A 17,804-nucleotide genomic window follows, 5' to 3' on the forward strand; every position below is an offset into this window, starting at 1 on the left:
CGCGACTTCCCGGTCGAGCGGATGATGCGCGACGCGAAGATCACGCAGATCTATGAGGGCACCAACCAGATCCAGCGCCTCGTGGTCGCCCGCTCGCTGCTGGGATAGGGGACCGGCGACGCGACCCGAGTAGCCTGCGGGCGTGGCCAAGGTCGAGGGAGCCCCGGCTTTCACCCTGAACCAGCTGGCGGCGTTCGTCGCCGTCGCCGACGCGGGGACGATCGCCGGTGCGGCGGAGGAGCTCCACATCTCGGCCTCGGCGGTCTCGGCCTCGCTCAGCGAGCTCGAGCGTGCCCTGCGGGCCCAGCTCGTCCACCGGCTGCGGGCGAAGGGCATCCGGCTCACCCCGACCGGCGAGCTGCTGCTCCCGCGCGCCCGCCTGCTGCTCCACCAGGCCTCGGAGCTCGAGGCGGACGCGCGTGGCACGGAGGCCGGGGTCACGGGCGTCGTCCGGGTGGGGTGCCCGCCGTGGTTCGCTCCGACCGTCCTGCCGGGACTGATGGCCGGCTTCGCCGAACGTCATCCGGACGCCCGGCTCGACGTCTCCGAGGCCACCCAGGACCAGTTGGTCGCGGCGCTCGCGGCCGGGACCCTCGACCTGGCGATCATGTATGACCTCGACCTGGCACCCACCTGGCAGCGAGCGACGTTCGCCCACCTAAGGCCGATGGTGGTCCTGCCTGCCGACCACCGGCTCGCGACGGACGACGACGGCGGGCTCGACCTGGCCGACCTGGCCGACGACCCGATGGTGCTCCTCGACGCGGCCCCGAGCGCCAACCACGCCTACGACTGCTGCCGCCGGGCCGGCTTCGCCCCGAAGGTCGCCTACCGCGCGCGCACCTATGAGACCGCTCGGTCGTTCGTCGGCCGGGGTCTCGGCTGGACGCTGCTCGTCTCCCGCGCGATCGCGCCGGTGAGCTATGAGGGGCGACCGTTGGCGCGACGGGAGATCGCGACGCCGGCGCTCGACGAGGTCGGCGTCTGCGTGGCCTGGCACCCCGACGCGCTGCTGACCCGCGCCGCCCGCACGTTCATCGCGCACGTGCTCCGCCACGGTGGCGAGCTGCTCAGCGGCCTGCATCCCCAGGAAAGCTGAGGTAGGTCCACCAAAACCTGCGCTTTTCATGAGGTTGTGGTCGGCGTCACGCTAGGGATCGTGACCGTCGTCACCTCACGAAAGGCCCCCCGTTGAGCGTCTCCGTCCCGTCCGCCCCGTCGGCGCGCGCCAGCGCCCGGCGCGCGGTGCTGTGCAGCTTCGTCGGCACCGCGATCGAGTGGTACGACTTCTTCATCTACGGCACCGCCGCGGCGCTCGCCCTCGGCCCGCTGTTCTTCCCGAGCTCGTCGAGTGCTGCCGGCACGCTGCTCGCGTTCGCGACGTACGCCATCGGCTTCGCGGCCCGCCCCATCGGCGGGATCGTGATGGGGCACTTCGGTGACCGGATCGGGCGCAAGTCGATGCTCATCGTCTCGATGCTCCTCATGGGCCTCTCCACGGTCGCGGTCGGCTGCCTGCCGACGTACGCCGCCATCGGCGCCTGGGCGCCGCTGCTCCTCGTCGCGTGCCGCTTCGTCCAGGGGCTCGGTGTCGGCGGCGAGTGGGGCGGCGCGGTCCTGATGGCGACCGAGTACGCCCCGAAGGGGAAGCGCGGCCTGTACGGCGTCGCCCCGCAGCTCGGCGTCCCGGTCGGCGTCCTCGTCGCCAACGTGACCTTCCTGGTCATCACCCGGGCGACGAGCGACGCGCAGTTCCTCTCCTGGGGCTGGCGACTGCCGTTCCTGCTCAGCTTCGTCCTGGTCGGGATCGCGTTCTGGATCCGCCTCGGCGTCATGGAGAGCCCGGAGTTCCGCGCGGTCGCTGCGAAGCACGAGGTCCGCACCGTGCCGATCGTGGAGGTGCTCACCACCGGGTGGCACAAGGTGCTCCTGGCGGCCGGGTCGTTCATCGCCACGAACGGCGTCGCCAACGTCTTCATGGTGTTCCTGCTGTCGTACGGCACCGGCACGCTCGGCCACAGCCGCGACACGATGCTCTTCCTGCTGATCGCCTCCGTCCCCGCCTGGATGCTCGGGATGGCGCTCTCCGCGCACTACTCCGACCGGCTCGGCCGTCGGACGGTGTACGTCGGGGCCGCGGTCGGCCTGCTGGTCGTCTCGGCCGTCTTCTTCCTGATGATCGACACCGGCTCCATCCCGGTGATGGTGGTCGCGGAGGAGCTGATGGCGTTCTTCCTCGGCCTCACCGTCGGCCCGCAGTCGGCGGTCTTCGCCGAGCTCTTCCCGGCCGCGATCCGCTTCAGCGGCGCCTCGCTGGCCTACCAGGTCGGTGCGATCCTCGGCGGCGGCCTCGCCCCCATCATCGCCACCGCGCTCTTCGACCGCTTCCATAACAGCGCCTCGGTCACCGGCTACTGCGTCGCCGCCAGCGTCGTCAGCCTGCTGTGCAGCGCCGTCCTCCTCCGTCGCGACCACGTGGCGGCGGAGGAGCCCGCGCAGACCGAGACCGTCGTCCCGTCCCCTCTCGGTGGAGTCGCCTGATGAGCACCTACTACCAGCCCCGCCGCTATGCCCCGTCGGTCCTCGACTCGACGCCCGAGGGCAGCTCGCTCCCCGTCGTCGTGGTCGGTGCCGGCCCGGTCGGCCTCGCCGTTGCGCTCGGCCTCGCCACCCGCGGCCTCGAGGTGACCGTCCTCGAGGCCGACACCGCGGTCTCCTTCGGCAGCCGCGCGATCTGCATCTCCCGCCACAGCCTCGAGGTCGCGGACCGGCTCGGCTTCGGCGAGGCGCTGACGCGCCGGGCCCTGCCCTGGGTCGGCGGCCGCAGCTTCTACGGTGACCGCGAGGTGCTGCGGTTCCAGATGCCGCACGACGCCCACGCCGTACGCCCGCCGATGGTCAACGTCTCCCAGTCCGAGCTGGAGCAGATCATCGTCGACGCCGCCGAGGCCGACCCGCGCATCACGCTGCACTGGGGTGCGCCCGTCACCGGCCTGGAGTCGTACGACGATCAGGTGCTGCTCCACGTCGACACGGCCGCCGGCCCCCGCACGGTGCGGGCGGACTGGGTCGTCGCCGCCGACGGCGGCCGGTCGCCGCTGCGGGAGCTGGCCGGGCTGCGCCTGCAGGGGACGTCGTACGAGGGCCGCTACGTCATCGCCGATATCTGCTGGCAGTGCGACCTGCCGACCGAGCGGATGGTGTGGTTCGACCCACCGAGCAACCCCGGCTCGACCGTGATCATGCACCGCCAGCCCGACGACATCTGGCGGATCGACTACCAGCTCGCGCCCGAGGACGACGCGGAGGCGGAGACCACCGAGGAGGCCATCCGCGCCCGGATCACCAAGCACCTCGCCTGGCTCGCCGACACGGTGCCCGGCCACGACGCCGCGGCCGCCGCCGACTGGACCCTCGAGTGGCACGGGTTCTACAAGGCCCACGCGCTCGCGCTCGACGACTTCGTGCACGGCCGGCTGGTCTTCACCGGCGACGCCGCCCACCTGGTGCCGATCTTCGGCGTCCGGGGGCTCAACGGCGGGTTCGAGGACGCGGACACGCTCAGCTGGATCCTCGCGGCGGTCGTGGCCGGGGACGCCGGCCCGGAGCTGCTCGACGCCTATGCCCGCGAGCGACATGCTGGCTGGGAGCAGAACATCGCCAACGCAGGGAAGTCGACCCTCATCATGACCCCGGGATCGGACGGCTACCGCACCACGCGGGACGCGCTGCTCGGCCTCGCGGTCGATCACCCCGAGTTCCGGCACCTCATCGACCCGCGACAGAGCAGCGCCACCCACGCGCGCAGCTCGGTGCTGACCCTCGCGGCGGCGCGGGACGACGGACTCGTGCCCGGTGACCCGCTCGAGGACCGTGCGGTCCTGACGGCCGCCGGGAAGGAGTCGTCGCTGCACGACCTGCGCGGTGCCGGCTTCGGGGTGTACGCCGTCGCCCCGGTGCCCGCGGACCTGCCCGCGATCCACGCGATCCGGGACCGGCTCGCCGCCGCCCTTCCCCGCGAGCGCGTCACGACCGTGCTCCTCGGCGGGACCGCCGTGGCCGACGCCGGCGAGGTGCTCGTGACCGACGCCGAGGGCGCGGACGGCACCGCCGAGGCCTGGGGCACCGCCCCGGGCGAGGTCGTCGTCGTACGCCCGGACGGGCTCGTGCTCGCCCGGGGGCGGGTTGCGGCGCTCAGCGCCGCCGGCGACGAGCTGGCCGAGCGGCTCGCCGGCCGGGGCGAGCCGGTGGCCGGCGTACCCGTGCCGACCACGCTCACGCCCGAGCAGGACGCCCGCGAGCAGGTCTGGCTCGCGCTGTCCGACGCGCTCGACGCCACCGAGGACCGGCAGGACCTGCTGGCCCGGCTGGCCCTGGTGCTCGGGACCGAGGCGGGCCCCGAGCGCCTGCGCACCGTCCTGGCCGACCTCGTCGGGACCCGCTGAGAAGGAGAGAAGAGATGCCGTACTACCGCGCCGTCGGCAGCATCCCGCCGAAGCGGCACACCCAGCACCGTGCCCCGGACGGGACGCTGTACTTCGAGGAGCTCATGGGCGAGGAGGGGTTCTCCTCCGACTCCTCGCTGCTCTACCACGTCCACATCCCCTCGGCGATCGAGGAGTACCGCGTCTGGGAGATGCCCGACCAGACGCTGGTGCCCAACCACCCGCTGACGCCGCGCCACCTCGCCACCCACAAGCTGTTCGAGGAGGACGCGTCCGGCATCGACGCGGTCACCGGTCGGCGGCTGCTGCTCGGCAACGGCGACGTCCGGATCGCCTACGTCGTGGCCGACGCGGTCAGTCCCTACTATCGCAATGCGATCGGTGACGAGTGCCTCTACTTCGAGTCCGGCGAGGCCGACGTCGAGACCGTCTTCGGCGACCTCGCCGCGGGCGAGGGCGACTACGTGATCATCCCGCGGGCGACGACGTACCGGATCGTCCCGAAGGGGCGGGTGCGGATCTACGCGATCGAGGGCAACAGCCACATCGGCCCGGCGCGGCAGTACCTCTCCAAGCACGGCCAGCTGCTCGAACACGCGCCGTACTGCGAGCGCGACCTGCGCGTGCCCACGGACCCGAGGATCGTGGCGGAGGAGAACGTCGAGGTCTATCTCAAGCACCGTGGTCCGGGCGGGGTGGTGGGCACGGTCCACACGCTGCCGCACCACCCCTTCGACGTGGTCGGCTGGGACGGCTGCCTCTATCCCTACGCGTTCAACGTCCGGGACTTCATGCCGATCACCGGCAAGGTCCACCAGCCGCCGCCGGTCCACCAGGTCTTCGAGGGCTACAACTTCGTGATCTGCAACTTCGTGCCGCGCAAGGTGGACTACCACGAGCTGGCGATCCCGGTGCCGTACTACCACTCCAACGTCGACTCCGATGAGGTGATGTTCTACTGCGGCGGCGACTACGAGGCACGCAAGGGCTCGGGCATCGGCCAGGGCTCCATCTCGCTGCACCCGGGCGGCCACCCGCACGGTCCGCAGCCGGGCGCCTACGAGCGCGCGATCGGGGCGGAGTTCTTCGACGAGCTGGCCGTCATGGTCGACACCTTCCGGCCGCTCGAGCTCGGGGAGGCGGCCCGCGACGCGGACGACGGCATCTACGCCTACTCCTGGGCGCGGGGGGAGGGCCGGTGACGGCGCTGCCGCCGGCCGGCCTCTTCGCCGGGCTCTGCGACGACGCGGCGGTCTTCCCGCCCGGCAACCTGCCGCTCGAGCGGGCCGTCCCCGCGCACGTCCGGCACGGGCAGGCGGCGTACGCCGACGTGGTCGGGGCGTTCGTCCTGGCCGCGAAGGACCTCGGGGCGCTGAGCGCGCTCCTCGACGAGTCCGGCGCGCCGCTTCCGGTGGCCTCCTTGCCGCTCTCGCTGACCGTGCCGGTGACCGGCCTGGCGGCGGCGCTCGAGGCCGTGGCGGCGACCCCCGCCGTCCGGCTGGTCGGCGTCGAGGTCGCCGTGCCCGAGGGCGTGGCAGCAAAGGAGGTGACGCCCGTGCTCGAGGCGGTGCCGACCGATGTCGAGGTCTATGTCGAGATCCCGCGCGACGAGCGGCGTGACCCGCTGCTCGCGGCGCTGTCGGGCACGCGCTATGCCGCGAAGTTCCGCACCGGCGGGGTGCGCGCCGAGCTCTACCCGGACGAGAAGGAGCTGGCCGAGGCGGTCCTCGCCGCCGTGCGCGCCGGCGTGCCGTTCAAGGCCACCGCGGGGCTGCACCACGCCCTGCGCAACACCGACCCGGAGACCGGCTTCGAGCAGCACGGCTTCCTCAACCTGCTGACCGCTGTCGCGGCGGCGCGCGCCGGCGCGGACGTCGACCGGCTCGTCGCGTTGCTGGCCGAGCGCGACCCGGAGCGGGTCGCCGCCGGCGTACGCGCGCTCGGACCGGAGGTCCGGGAGACGTTCCGCTCGTTCGGCACCTGCTCGATCGCCGAGCCCGTCGACGAGCTCGTCGGCCTCGGCCTGCTCCCGCACGACCACACCACGGAAGGCATCTCGTGACCCGATTGTCCGTCCCGGAGGGCTCGCTCTTCGGTCTCGCCAACCTACCGTACGGCGTCTACTCGATCGCCGGGGGGCCGCGCCGGATCGCGACCCGGCTGGGTGACCACGTCGTCGACCTCGGACTGCTGCTGGGCACCGAGGGCGAGGACGCCGTCTTCGACGAGCCGACGCTGAACGGGTTCATGGCCCAGGGACACGCCCGCTGGGTGGCGGTCCGCACGCGGCTGCAGGAGGCCGTGGCGGGGGAGGTGCCCGACGACGCGGTGCATCCGCTGGCCGAGGTCGCGCTGCACCTGCCGTTCGAGGTGGCCGACTACGTCGACTTCTACGCCTCGGAGCACCATGCCTCGAACCTGGGGCGGCTCTTCCGGCCGGACAACCCGGACCCGCTGATGCCGAACTGGAAGCACCTGCCGGTGGGCTACCACGGGCGGTCCGCCTCGGTCGTGGTGTCGGGCACGGACATCGTGCGGCCGTCGGGGCAGCGGAAGGGGCCGCAGGATCCGGCGCCGGTGTTCGGCCCGTCGGTGCGGCTCGACATCGAGGCCGAGCTGGGCTTCGTGGTCGGGACGGGCAACGCGATGGGCGAGCCGATCCCGGTGGGCGAGGCGGAGCAGCACATCTTCGGAGCGGTGCTGTTCAACGACTGGTCCGCCCGGGACATCCAGGCCTGGGAGTACGTCCCGCTGGGTCCCAACCTCGGCAAGTCCTTCGCCTCGACCGTCTCCCCGTGGGTGGTGCCGCTGCTCGCGCTGGAGGCCGCCCGGGTGGCGACCCCGACACAGGAGCCGGCGGTGCTGCCCTACCTCGCGATGGAGGGTGGCCCGTGGGGCCTGGATATCGACCTCGAGGTCGAGTGGAACGGCGAGGTGGTCTCCCGTCCGCCGTACGCCGCGATGTATTGGTCCCCGGCCCAGATGCTGGCCCACCTGACCGTCAACGGTGCGCCGACCCGGACCGGTGACCTGTTCGCCTCGGGCACGATCTCGGGACCGGAGAAGGACCAGCGCGGCGCGTTCATCGAGCTCACCTGGGGCGGCGCGGAGCCGATCGTGGTGAAGGGCGAGGAGCGCACCTTCCTCCAGGACGGCGACGAGGTCGCGCTGCTCGCCAGCGCTCCCGGCGCGGACGGCTCTCGGATCGGCTTCGGCGAGGCCCGCGGGCGGATCGTCCCGGCGAGCTGAGGCCAGCGGCCGCACGCCCGCGGTAGTCCGGGACCTTCCGGTCGGTTACTCGATGGTAATCCGACCCGAAGGTCCCGGACTATCCCGGCGGTGGCGTCAGCGGATCGGCAGCGTGACGTCGGCGGAGTCCTGGTCGATCGCGCTGGTCCGCAGCGTGACCGCCAGGGTCCAGTCACCGGCGCGCGGGACGCTGACGACCCCCTGTCGGTGGCCGGGGCCCGCCTTCGCGAGGGTGACCGGCAGGGGTCCCAGAGCGCCGTCGGCGACCGTCGCGGAGAGCTGCTTGGGCTCGGCGGGCTCTCCGGACCTCCCGAAGACGTAGACGTGCAGCTCCATGGAGCGGTCGCCGTTCGGGATCGCGGAGACCTGGACCGTGTCGCCGAGGATGGTGAGGTTGGCATCGACGCTCGGGTGGTAGGCCGCGCTCGCCGGCTCGGTGGCCACGAGCGCACTGGTCACACCCAGGACGGCGACGACGCCGACGGCCTCGAGCGCGACGGTCCGACGCAGCCCGGACAGGTCGGCGTGCCGCCACACCAGCGCGCGCGAGGAGGCGGCGACCGCGAGGATCAGGACGACGACGACGAGTTTGACGATGAGCTCCCGCCCGTACGTCGTGTGCTGGAGCGCGCCCCAGGACCGGGTCTCCCGCCAGGCCTGATAGGCGCCGGTGGCCGCCAGCGCGACGACGGCGCCGAGGGCAAGCGCGGAGAACCGGCGGGCGACCGCCATCGCATCCTCGCCGCGGTGGCGTACGACGAGCGCGAGCAGCATCGCCAGGCCACCGAGCCAGACGCTCATCGCGACCACGTGCACGCCGTCGACGACCACGGCGAGCCAGCGCGGCGACGCTGCGGCCGCATGGCCGGCGAGCGCGAAGCAGACCGCCAGCGCGACGGTGAGCACCCCGGTCGCCGCCACCCGGGCCCCGGGCGAGAGCCGCGACCGGCCGAGCACGAGCAGGGCGCCGAGGAGCGCCAGCGCGATCCGTCCGAGCGTGGCGGCGCCGTAGGTCGTGCCGAGGACCTCGCGCAGCAGCGTCCCGTCGACGAGGTGACCGGCGCCGAGGTCGGCGTCGTACGGCCCCTTGAGGAGGAGGCAGACGACGGCGCCGATGCCCACGAGCCCGGCCCCGAGCAGGAGCAGGCGCCGCACGCCGCGGCCTTCGGCCCGCGGACGGCAGGCCACGAGGAAGAGCAACCCCCCGACGAGGAGCGCGGAGCCGGCGTACCCCAGCCACCGGCCGACACCGAGTCCGATGCCGACGCCGCGGTTGCTGCTCGTGGCCGGAGCGGTCGGCGCCTCCCCGGGCCTGCCGACGGAGAAGGTGAAGGCCCCGGACACCGGGTGGGAGTCGGCCGAGACGACCCGCCAGGAGACCAGGTAGGTGCCCTTCCTCGTCGCGTCACTGAGGCCGACCGCGGCGGTCGTGGTGCGGTCGCCGTCGTGGTCGACGGCGCCGTCGTCGACGCGCCGGCCGTCCGGACCGATGACCTGGAGCGAGGTCGGCAGCAGGGTGACCGGCTCGTCGAATCGGAGGACGACCGTCGCCGGGGCGTGCTGCACCACGGCGCCGGACCCGGGCGAGCTCTCCTCGAGCACGGCGTGCGCCTCCGCCGGCCCGGCGACGAGGACGAGCCCGGCGGCGAGCGCCGTGGCGGCCGCGATCCGCGCCCAGCGAGCAGGCCAGCAGCGGCTCGCGCCGGGCGCGAGGGGACGGACGATCCGGGCGTACGCGGTGGCCGCGCTGCGGCTGACGACCCGCAGCCGCCGCTCGACCTCGTGCGGACGCCGCCAGGCGAGCAGGAGGCCGGTGCGCGCGGGGTCGCGCGGCTGCCGCGCGGCGACCAGGCACAGCAGCAGGAAACCCACGAGCAGACCGGTGTGGCGCAGCTCGTGGCCGACGCTGACCACCCGGTGATCGACGTCGTGGACCGACGCCACCACCATGAGCAGGGTGGCGACCCCGAGCACCGGGAGGTAGGGCCGGGAGAACCGCGGCCGGAACGCCGCACACAGCAGCGCCACGCAGACCGCCACCGTGAGGGCGACCGCCTCGTGGCCCTCGTGCGCGGCATGGCCGGAGGCCATCGCGTGCGCGAGGGCGTGGGCCGTCCCGTGGCCGGCGTCGTCGTCGCCCCGCACGAAGTAGTAGAGCGTCGTCGCGAGCTCCACCACCCCGGCGAGCCCCACGGCCCACTGGAGGCTGCGGTCGATCACCCGCCGGCGTCGGCCGGCCCGTCGTACGACGCGCGGGGCGAGGTCCGGCACCGTCGTGGCCGGGATCGCGGCCCGGGCCACCACGTCGCCGACCCGGTCGAGGGTGCGCTCGAACGCGGCACACTCGTCGCACTCGGCGACGTGCACGCGTACGCCGGGTGCCAGCGCCGGCCCCTCGCCGTCGTACCAGGCCGAGAGCGCCTCACGAGCTTCAGAACACGTCACGGTCCAGTAGTCGCCGCGGAAAGTCGTCTGGTTCCCGGCGGAACCGAAACGACCCCTCGGGGCGACCTTGTGGACGTGAACAGCAACCGCATCGCCCGACTCGTCCCCGCCGCCGCGCTCGCCGCCGGCGCCGTCCTGCTCGCCGCCGGCCCGGCGTCCGCGCACGTGACGGTGAACCCGAACGAGGTGCCCGGAGGGGGCTACAGCAAGCTGACCTTCCGGGTCCCCACCGAGTCCGACACGGCATCGACGACGAAGCTGCAGGTCTACTTCCCCGCGGACTCGGGTCTCCAGTCCGTGTCGGTCAAGCCGCACCCGGGGTGGAGCGCCAAGGTCGCGAAGAAGGGCGACACCGTCACCCGGATCACCTGGACGCCGGACGCGAAGGCGGATGCGATCAAGCCCGGGGAGTTCGACGAGTTCGACGTCTCCGTCGGCCCGCTCCCGAAGACGGGCACGCTCACCTTCAAGGCGCTGCAGACCTACTCCGACGGGTCGGTCGTGCGATGGATCGAGGTGCCCAAGTCCGGTCAGGCCGAGCCCGAGCACCCCGCGCCGGTGCTGACCGTCGTCCCCAGCGACCAGGCCACGCCCACGGCCGGAGGGACCGCCACCTCCGCGGACAGCGAGGATGCCGACGCCGCCAAGGCCGACGACGACGGTGGCTCGACCACCGGCCCGTGGATCCTGTCGATCATCGCCGTCGTGCTCGGCGGCGGCGCGCTCGCGAACTCCTTCCGCAAGCGCGCCTGACGGCTCGACGTAGGAGCCGCTACGCGGTCCCGGCCCGGCGCGGGCCCTCGTCGGCGACCAGGCCGGCGAGGGTCTCGCGCGCCCGGGCGACCCGGGAGCGGATGGTGCCGACGGGGCAGCCGCACGCGTCCGCCGCGTCGGCGTAGGACCAGCCGAGCAGCTGGGTGAGCACGAACGCCGTACGACGGTCCGCGTCGAGCGCGTCGAGGAGCTGCTCGAGCGCCACCTGCCCCTGATGGTCGGGGGCAGGCTCGAGCGTCGGCACCGGCTCACGCCGGCGCCGCTGCCGGGCGGCGATGTCGTCGGCGACGACCCGCCGGACGATGGTGAAGAGCCAGGCGCGGGCCGGCGCGTCGCCGCGATAGCGGCGCAGCGACCGCAGCGCCCGGGCGTACACCTCCTGGGCGAGGTCGTCGGCGCGGTCGAGGTCGCCGAGGTGGGCGCACAGCCGCCACACATCGGCCTGGGTGGCGCGGACGAAGGCCGTCAGGTCGTGCTCCGCGCCGGTGTCGCGTGCGGTGCAGGCGAGCCGCGTCCATTCATCCACGGACGTGGACTGTAGGCGACGCCGCGAACTTCCCGGGAACCAGGAGCACCTCCGGGCCGACCTGACACATGACCATCCCCGAGCACAGGAGACCTCGTGCCCCGTCGCGCCCCGTCCGCAGCCTCGTTCGTCCTCACGGCCGTCCTCGTCGCCGTCGCCGTGGTCGGGCTCCCGCTGCCGTCGTACGCCGGCGCCTTCTCGACCTACGTCACGACCGTCACGAAGGTGGCTCCGGCCGCACCCGGCGTGACCGCGAAGGCGGCCCGCGACGGCGAGTCGATCACGGTGCGCAACACCTCGGCGACGCCGCTGGTGGTGGACGGCTACCAGGGCGAGGCCTACCTCAAGATCACCGCGCACGGGGTGTGGCAGAACCAGCTCTCGCCGGCGGTCTACCTCAACAAGGAGCAGACCATCGGCAACATCCCGCCCTCCGCGGACGCGAAGAAGCCGCCGCAGTGGAAGAAGATCGCGGACGACAACGCCGCGACCTGGCACGACCACCGCATCCACTGGATGGGCAACGTCGAGCCGCCGGCCGTGCAGAAGGACCCTGACCACGAGCACCTGATCAGCAACTGGAAGATCCCGACCGCACTCCTCACGTCGAACGGCCACCAGCGCAGCGGGCACATCGACGGGACGCTGGTCTACATGCCCGCGACCAAGCACCTCGGCGCCTGGATCACCGGCGGCGTCATCGCGCTCGCGGTCGTCGTCCTCGTCGGCATCAACCTGGTCTACCGCCGGAGGCGGTCACGCCGACTGGCCTAGTGCCGCGTCGCCCCGCCCGAGCCCGGCCCGAGCGTGGCGGGCGCGTCACCCGGCGACCCCGCGGCGGCCTATGCCCGTCGCGGTGACCGCTATGGCGCCCTCTCGCACGGCCCTTCCACCCACGGAAAACTCCATCGACCGACCATCAGGTTCCCTGCTGTCATCGCGGCATGGCGTACGACTTCCCCGAATCGCTCACGTTGACGAGGCAGGGACACATCGCGGTCCTGACGCTGAGCCGGGTCGCGAAGCGCAACGCGCTCGACGGTCCGACCGTCCATGCCCTCGGCCGCTTCTTCGAGGAGCCGCCCGAGTGGGCCCGTGCCGCGGTGATCGCCGCCGACGGCGACCACTTCTCCGCGGGGCTCGATCTCAGCGAGCTGGTCGAGCGGGACGCCATGGGCGGCGTGCTGCACTCGCGCGGCTGGCACCGGATGTTCACCGCGATCGAGTACGGCACCCTGCCGGTCGTCTCCGCGCTCAAGGGCGCCGTGGTCGGCGCCGGCCTCGAGCTCGCCGCGACGACCCACATCCGGGTCGCGGAGCGGTCGACGTTCTTCGCCCTGCCCGAGGGCCAGCGCGGGATCTTCGTCGGGGGTGGCGCCGCGGTCCGGGTCGCGCGCCTCATCGGAGTCTCGCGGATGACCGACCTGATGCTCACCGGCCGGGTCCTCTCGGCGGAGGAGGGTGAGCGGCTCGGCCTCGCGCACTATCTCGTCGAGGACGGCGAGGGACTCGCGAAGGCGGTCGCCCTCGCCGAGCGGATCGCCGAGAACTCGCCCGTCTCCAACTACGCCGTCCTCCACGCGCTGCCGCGGATCGCCGAGGCCGACCCCGAGACGGGGCTGATGATGGAGTCGCTGATGGCCGGGGTCGCCCAGAGCAGCGCCGAGGCGAAGGAGCGCCTGGCTGCCTTCCTCGACGGACGCGCCGCGAAGGTCCGTCCGCCGGTCGTGGCGGGAGGCGAGGGCCGATGACCACGCACACCACCGCCGCGATGCGCGAGCCGGAGCTGCTCTACGAGCCCTCGCCGCAGATGTACGACGGCGCCCGGGTGTGGCGCTACCTCGACTGGCTCCGGGAGCACCGTGGCGTCGACCTCGCGGGGTGGGACGAGCTCTACGCCTGGTCGGTCGAGCACCTGGAGGACTTCTGGGGCTCGCTGTGGGATTACTTCGGAATCATCAGCCATGCCGAGGACGGCTACACCCGGGTGCTGTCGGAGCGGACGATGCCCGGCGCCCGCTGGTTCGAGGGCGCGCTGGTCAACTACGCCGAGCACGCGCTGCGCCACGCCGACACCCGGCCGGACGACTCGGCGGTCGTCGCCTACTCCCAGACCCGGGACACGATCGAGCTCACCTTCGCGCAGCTGGCCGACGACGTACGCCGGGCGCGGGCCGGTCTCCAGCGGCTCGGCGTCGCCCGGGGCGACCGGGTGGCGGCGTACCTCCCCAACATCCCGGAGACCCTGGTCGCCTACCTCGCCACCGCCAGCCTCGGGGCGGTCTGGTCGAGCTGTGCGCCGGAGTTCGGGGCGCGCAGCGTGGTGGATCGGTTCGGTCAGATCGAGCCGAAGGTGCTGCTCGCGGTCGCGGGCTACACCTTCGGAGCGAAGGAGGTCGACAAGCGTGCCGACGTGGCCGCGGTCCGGGCCGGGCTGCCGACCGTCGAGCACGTCGTCCACGTGCCGTACGGCCCGCTCGACCTCGACCTCGACGAGGAGGTCGTGACGTGGCGCGACCTGACCGCGGAGACGGACGCGCCGATGGCCTACGAGCCGGTGCCGTTCGACCACCCGCTCACGATCCTCTACTCCTCCGGGACGACGGGGCTGCCGAAGGCGATCGTGCACGGTCACGGCGGGCTCATGCTGGAGCACCTCAAGTGCCAGACGTTCCACTGGGATCTCGGGCCGGGCGACCGGCTGCTGTGGTTCAGCACCACCGCGTGGATGCTGTGGACCGCGCTGGTCTCGGGGCTCGTCACGGGCGCCTCGATCGTGCTCACCGACGGCAACCCGCTCTACCCCGACCTGCGCGCCCAATGGCGGATGGCGGCGGAGTCGGGCGCGGCCAAGATGGGCGCCAACCCGGCGTTCCTGATGGCGTGCCGCAAGGAGGGCGTGCGTCCGGACGAGGAGTTCGACCTCTCGAGGCTGCGTCAGATCGGCGTCGCCGGCAGCCCGCTGCCTCCGGAGGGGGCGCGCTGGCTGGCGGAGCAGTTCGGCAACCGGGTGCTCGTCAACAACGGCGTGGGCGGCACGGACGTGTGCACCGGGATCGTGCACGGCTCGCCGCTCCAGCCGGTCTGGGCCGGTGAGATGTCGGGCCCGACGCTCGGCGTCGACGTGAAGGCGTACGACGAGGACGGTCACCCGGTCACCGGCGTCCTGGGCGAGCTCGTGATCCGGACGCCGATGCCCTCGATGCCGGTCGCCTTCTGGGGTGACCCCGACGGGCGGCGGCTGCGGGCGGCGTACTTCGACACCTACCCGGGGGTGTTCCGCTTCGGCGACTGGTGCCGCTTCTCCGAGGTGGGCTCGTGCCTGGTGACCGGCCGCTCAGACGCGACCCTCAACCGAGGCGGCGTGCGGCTCGGGACGGCGGAGTACTACCGCGTCCTGCAGGACCTGCCCGAGGTCACCGACAGCGTGGTCGTGCACCTCGAGGACCCCGCGGGCGGCCTCGGTGAGCTGCTGCTCTTCGTCGTCCCGGCCGACGGCGTACACGTCGACGACGCGCTGCGGGCGAAGCTCGCCGCCACCGTGCGGGGTGCGCTCTCGCCGCGACACGTGCCGGATCGGATCATCGAGGTCCCGGCGGTGCCCTACAGCCGGACCGGGAAGAAGCTCGAGGTCCCGGTGAAGAAGATCCTGCGCGGCGCGGACCCGACGTCGGTCGCCTCGCCCGGCGCGCTCGTCGACGCCGGCGCCCTGGATGCCTACGTCGACTTCGCGCGCTCCCTCGGGGGCGACTCGTGAGCGAGGGCGTGCCGGTGACCCGGGCCGCGGTGATCGGCACCGGCGTGATCGGGGCCGGCTGGGCGGCACTGTTCCTCGCACGCGGCCTCGACGTCACCGCCTGGGACCCGGCGGTCGCGGCGGAGGAGAGGCTGCGCGGTGACGTCGCGGCCATGTGGCCGGTGCTGACCCGGCTGGGCCTCGCCGACGGCGCCTCACGGGACCGGCTCACCTTCGCGACGAGCGTCGCCGACGCGGTCGCGGAGGCCGACGTCGTCCAGGAGAGCGGGCCCGAGGTCCTGGAGCCCAAGCAGGCGCTCATCGCGGAGATCGACGCGGCCGCACCGGCGCACGCGGTGATCGCCAGCAGCTCCTCGGGCCAACTGCCTTCGGACCTGCAACGCACGTGCGGTCACCACCCCGAGCGGGTGCTGGTCGGTCATCCGTTCAGTCCGGCCCACCTGGTCCCGTTGGTGGAGGTGGTCCCCGGCCGTCGTACCGATCCTGACGTCGCCGACCGGGCGCTCGCGTTCTACCGCGCGCTCGGCAAGCGCCCGATCCTGGTGCGCCAGGAGCTCCCCGGCCACGTGACGAACCGGCTGCAGGTGGCGCTGTGGCGGGAGGCCTACGCCCTCGTGCAGCGGGGTGCGGCCACCGTCGCCGACATCGACGCGGCCATCGCGAACGGCCCCGGCCTGCGCTGGGCGCTCCTGGGGCCGTTGGTGAACCAGCATCTCGGCGGTGGCGCCGGAGGCATGGCCCACGTGCTGGAGCATCTCGGGCCGCCGGCCGAGGCGTGGATGAACGACCTGTCGCCGACGCCCCATCTCACGCCTGGTCTCGTCCGCAGGCTGGTCGACGGCGTCGACGAGGAGCTGGCCGGTGTCGACCAGGCCGCGCTCGTCGCCGCACGCGACGAGCTCCTGGTGGAGCTCCTCGAGCGGAAGCGGGAGCGCGGCCTGGGGTGAGCCGGGGCGGTCGAATGGGCCGGCGGTGTAGTCCGGGACGTTCGAGTCGGCTACTCGCGAGTAAAGCGACCGGAACGTCCCGGACTACTGTCAGGCGGTGACCTGCGCGGGCGCGGACTGGTTGGCGACCCGGTTCTCCGCGTCGATCATCCAGGCGAGCTGCTCGAGGCGGGCGAGGATGGTGTGGAGCAGGTCGGCGGTGGTCGGGTCCTCGGCGTCGACGTCGTCGTGGATGTCGCGCGCGGTCTTCGCGACGGTGTAGATCGCGGCGACGATCAGGTCGACGGTGGTGGCGGTGTCGACCTCGCGGGCCGGGAAGGGTGCGAGGCTGGTGTCCTCGGCGACGGTGGCCGAGCGGGCGTCCGGCGTGACGTAGACGGCGCGCATGCGCTCGGCGACCTCGTCGGTGAACTCACGCGCGGCGTCGACGACCTCGTCGAGCTGGAGGTGGAGGTCGCGGAAGTTGCGGCCGACGACGTTCCAGTGCGCCTGCTTGCCCTGCAGCGAGAGCTCGGTCAGGTCGACGAGGAGCTGCTGGAGGTGGCGGGCGAAGGTCTCGCTGGCGCGGAAGGCCGGGTGGGCGGTGTGGGTGGTGGTGCTCGCGGTCTGGGTCATCGCTGTCGTCCCCCTGATGGATCGGCGTTCGGTGAGACCCATCATCCCAAGTTTTCTTGAATCATTCCAGAAAAGTGAGCCTTACCTAAGCCGTCGAGCGGCCGGCCGGGCCCGGACATGACGGTGGCCCGGACGCTTTGAGGAGCGTCCGGGCCACCGCGGGGCGAGACCGCCGGTGCAGTTCCGACGTCCCAGACAGAAGGGCGGCGGTCCCGCGTTCAGGGGCCGATCAACCGGCCGGGGCGCCGGTCAGCCGGCGTTGCCACCGATGAAGTCGCCGGCGTAGTAGAGGCCGAGGCCGTACGAGCCGCCGTGCTCCTTGACGATGTCGGTCGTGGCGACGTAGGTCTCCGTGCGGGCCCAGTCGCGCTGGAGCTCGAGGAGGACCTGGATCCAGGTGACCGGGACGGCGCCGGCGTTGACCATCCGGGAGATGGCGTGCTCGTGGGCCGCCTTGCTGACACCGCCGGAGGCGTCGGTGACGACGTAGACCTCGTAGCCCTGGGCCAGCGCGGAGAGCGCCGGGAGGACGAGGCACACCTCGGTCCACAGGCCGGAGAGGACGATCTTCTTGCGGCCGGTGGCCTTGATCGCCTCGACGACGTTGGCGTCCTCCCACGTGTTCATCGTGGTGCGGTCGATCGGCTCCTGGTCGGGGAAGACCGCCTGCAGCGCGGGCAGCAGGTTGCCGGAGAAGGACTGCGCGGCCACGGTGGTCAGCACGGTCGGGACGTTGAACGCCTTGGCGGCCTTCGCCAGGCCGACGGTCGCGTTGACGATGGACTGGCGGTCGTCGCTGCCGACGCCGAAGAACATCTGCGGCTGGTGGTCGACGAACAGGAAGACGCTGTTGTCGGGGGTGATGAGGTCCTCGCTCGGGGCGGCCTTGACAGCGTCCAGGTTGAACTCGGTCATTTCTTCCTTCTTCTCTGTGTGGATTGCCCCGGTGGTCGGGGTTCCCGTCCCGGCTGCCGGAGCGGCCGAAACGGAGTCGGTGGGTGTGGTGGTGGCTGCGGCCGTCGGGGTGGCCCCTGGCGTGGCCGCGG

At 72.8% G+C, this 17,804-nt stretch carries 16 protein-coding genes; 12 read left to right on the plus strand and 4 right to left on the minus strand.

All coding sequences use genetic code 11. From position 1 onward, the window contains the following. From AB3X52_RS12850 to fahA, 7 genes are all read left to right on the plus strand, one after another. Positions 1–108: acyl-CoA dehydrogenase family protein (locus AB3X52_RS12850; RefSeq protein ID WP_367994548.1), on the plus strand; the 108-nt coding region annotated here is incomplete at its 5' end. Positions 109–142: 34 nt separating this feature from the next. Continuing rightward, positions 143–1,099, plus strand: a complete 957-nt coding sequence (locus tag AB3X52_RS12855) for a LysR substrate-binding domain-containing protein (protein WP_367994484.1) — start codon at positions 143–145, stop codon at positions 1,097–1,099. 92 nt (positions 1,100–1,191) lie between these two features. After that, positions 1,192–2,541: an MFS transporter gene (locus AB3X52_RS12860; protein WP_367994485.1), complete on the plus strand. Its 1,350-nt coding sequence runs from the start codon at positions 1,192–1,194 to the stop codon at positions 2,539–2,541. Further along, complete coding sequence (locus AB3X52_RS12865; RefSeq protein WP_367994486.1) at positions 2,541–4,445, plus strand: FAD-dependent oxidoreductase; 1,905 nt, start codon at positions 2,541–2,543, stop codon at positions 4,443–4,445. The genes AB3X52_RS12860 and AB3X52_RS12865 overlap by 1 nt, the downstream gene beginning before the upstream one ends. Positions 4,446–4,459: 14 nt before the next feature. Beyond that, positions 4,460–5,647, plus strand: coding sequence for a homogentisate 1,2-dioxygenase (locus AB3X52_RS12870; protein WP_367994487.1), 1,188 nt, complete (start codon positions 4,460–4,462; stop codon positions 5,645–5,647). After that, entirely contained in the window at positions 5,644–6,507 is an 864-nt protein-coding gene (locus AB3X52_RS12875) for a hypothetical protein (RefSeq protein WP_367994488.1), read from the plus strand. Before AB3X52_RS12870 ends, AB3X52_RS12875 begins: the two co-directional genes overlap by 4 nt. Further along, positions 6,504–7,694, plus strand: coding sequence for a fumarylacetoacetase (fahA, locus tag AB3X52_RS12880; RefSeq protein WP_367994489.1), 1,191 nt, complete (start codon positions 6,504–6,506; stop codon positions 7,692–7,694). Before AB3X52_RS12875 ends, fahA begins: the two co-directional genes overlap by 4 nt. A gap of 96 nt (positions 7,695–7,790) precedes the next feature. Here the strand turns inward: fahA and AB3X52_RS12885 are convergent, their stop codons facing one another. Further along, the gene (locus AB3X52_RS12885; protein WP_367994490.1) at positions 7,791–10,139 is read right to left on the minus strand and encodes a copper resistance protein CopC; all 2,349 of its coding nucleotides are present in this window, start codon (positions 10,137–10,139) and stop codon (positions 7,791–7,793) included. Between the two features lie 75 nt (positions 10,140–10,214). Here AB3X52_RS12885 and AB3X52_RS12890 point away from each other — a divergent pair, with 75 nt between their 5' ends. Then, on the plus strand, positions 10,215–10,892 hold the full coding sequence (locus tag AB3X52_RS12890) for a YcnI family copper-binding membrane protein (RefSeq protein WP_367994491.1): 678 nt from the start codon (positions 10,215–10,217) through the stop codon (positions 10,890–10,892). 19 nt (positions 10,893–10,911) lie between these two features. Here AB3X52_RS12890 and AB3X52_RS12895 read toward each other — a convergent pair whose 3' ends face one another. Beyond that, on the minus strand, positions 10,912–11,439 hold the full coding sequence (locus tag AB3X52_RS12895; RefSeq protein ID WP_367994492.1) for a sigma-70 family RNA polymerase sigma factor: 528 nt from the start codon (positions 11,437–11,439) through the stop codon (positions 10,912–10,914). Positions 11,440–11,535: 96 nt separating this feature from the next. On the opposite strand from AB3X52_RS12895, the gene AB3X52_RS12900 reads away from it, so the two are divergent. The 4 genes from AB3X52_RS12900 (at position 11,536) to AB3X52_RS12915 (ending at position 16,143) form a co-directional block, all read left to right on the plus strand. Then, positions 11,536–12,213 (plus strand): hypothetical protein, encoded by a 678-nt coding sequence (locus AB3X52_RS12900; protein ID WP_367994493.1) that lies wholly within the window; start codon positions 11,536–11,538, stop codon positions 12,211–12,213. A 170-nt stretch (positions 12,214–12,383) separates the two neighbouring features. Further along, entirely contained in the window at positions 12,384–13,190 is an 807-nt protein-coding gene (locus AB3X52_RS12905) for a crotonase/enoyl-CoA hydratase family protein (protein WP_367994494.1), read from the plus strand. Further along, positions 13,187–15,196, plus strand: coding sequence for an acetoacetate--CoA ligase (locus AB3X52_RS12910; RefSeq protein ID WP_367994495.1), 2,010 nt, complete (start codon positions 13,187–13,189; stop codon positions 15,194–15,196). Before AB3X52_RS12905 ends, AB3X52_RS12910 begins: the two co-directional genes overlap by 4 nt. Further along, positions 15,193–16,143: a 3-hydroxyacyl-CoA dehydrogenase NAD-binding domain-containing protein gene (locus AB3X52_RS12915; RefSeq protein ID WP_367994496.1), complete on the plus strand. Its 951-nt coding sequence runs from the start codon at positions 15,193–15,195 to the stop codon at positions 16,141–16,143. Before AB3X52_RS12910 ends, AB3X52_RS12915 begins: the two co-directional genes overlap by 4 nt. Before the next feature lie 90 nt (positions 16,144–16,233). On the opposite strand, the gene AB3X52_RS12920 is transcribed toward AB3X52_RS12915, so the two are convergent. Together AB3X52_RS12920 and AB3X52_RS12925 are read right to left on the minus strand one after the other, a co-directional pair. Further along, complete coding sequence (locus AB3X52_RS12920) at positions 16,234–16,758, minus strand: Dps family protein (protein WP_367994497.1); 525 nt, start codon at positions 16,756–16,758, stop codon at positions 16,234–16,236. Positions 16,759–17,007: 249 nt separating this feature from the next. Continuing rightward, entirely contained in the window at positions 17,008–17,673 is a 666-nt protein-coding gene (locus tag AB3X52_RS12925; protein ID WP_367994498.1) for a hydrolase, read from the minus strand. Positions 17,674–17,804 lie beyond the last annotated feature (131 nt).

The sequence above is a fragment of the Nocardioides eburneus genome (genome assembly GCF_040838215.1).
GTDB classification, from domain to species: Bacteria; Actinomycetota; Actinomycetes; order Propionibacteriales; family Nocardioidaceae; genus Nocardioides; species Nocardioides eburneus.

Excerpts from the sequence above, each read along its gene's own strand:
- AB3X52_RS12925 (WP_367994498.1), bottom strand. The coding sequence starts at position 17,673 with ATGACCGAGTTCAACCTGGACGCTGTCAAGGCCGCCCCGAGCGAGGAC.
- AB3X52_RS12905 (WP_367994494.1), top strand. The coding sequence starts at position 12,384 with ATGGCGTACGACTTCCCCGAATCGCTCACGTTGACGAGGCAGGGACAC.
- AB3X52_RS12865 (WP_367994486.1), top strand. The coding sequence starts at position 2,541 with ATGAGCACCTACTACCAGCCCCGCCGCTATGCCCCGTCGGTCCTCGAC.
- AB3X52_RS12920 (WP_367994497.1), bottom strand. The coding sequence starts at position 16,758 with ATGACCCAGACCGCGAGCACCACCACCCACACCGCCCACCCGGCCTTC.
- AB3X52_RS12870 (WP_367994487.1), top strand. The coding sequence starts at position 4,460 with ATGCCGTACTACCGCGCCGTCGGCAGCATCCCGCCGAAGCGGCACACC.
- AB3X52_RS12910 (WP_367994495.1), top strand. The coding sequence starts at position 13,187 with ATGACCACGCACACCACCGCCGCGATGCGCGAGCCGGAGCTGCTCTAC.